The organism is Streptomyces sp. DSM 15324 (assembly GCF_001514285.1).
Lineage (GTDB): Bacteria > Actinomycetota > Actinomycetes > Streptomycetales > Streptomycetaceae > Streptomyces.
Window position 1 is genome coordinate 1 of sequence record NZ_KQ949073.1, and the last position, 567, is coordinate 567.

At 69.3% G+C, this 567-nt stretch carries 1 protein-coding gene; it reads left to right on the forward strand.

Annotated elements, in window-relative coordinates:
• A partial coding sequence (locus AQJ58_RS40235; RefSeq protein WP_199844811.1) for a beta-ketoacyl [acyl carrier protein] synthase domain-containing protein occupies positions 1–567 on the forward strand: 567 nt, incomplete at both ends.

Here is a 567-nt window from a genome sequence, read left to right on the forward strand (position 1 = left end):
GCAGGCGGTGCGTTCGGGTGAGTGTGATCTGGCGTTGGCCGGTGGTGTGACGGTGATGTCGACGCCGGGGCTGTTCCTGGACTTCAGCCGGCAGCGTGGGCTGGCCGGGGACGGCCGGTGCAAGGCGTTCTCGGACGCGGCGGACGGTGCCGGGTTCTCCGAGGGTGCTGGTCTGGTGCTGGTGGAGCGGCTGTCGGACGCGCGTGCGGCGGGTCGTGGGGTGCTGGCGGTGGTGGCGGGTTCGGCGGTCAACCAGGACGGTGCGTCCAATGGTCTGACGGCGCCGAACGGTCCTTCGCAGCAGCGGGTGATCCGGCAGGCGCTGGCGGGTGCGGGTCTTCGGCCGGCGGATGTGGATGTGGTGGAGGCGCACGGTACGGGTACGGCGTTGGGTGATCCGATCGAGGCGCAGGCGATTCTGGCGACGTACGGGCAGGATCGTGAGCGGCCGTTGTGGCTGGGTTCGGTGAAGTCGAACATCGGTCATACGCAGGCGGCGGCTGGTGCTGCTGGTGTGATCAAGATGGTGTTGGCTCTGCAGCACGGTGTGCTGCCGCGGACGCTGCA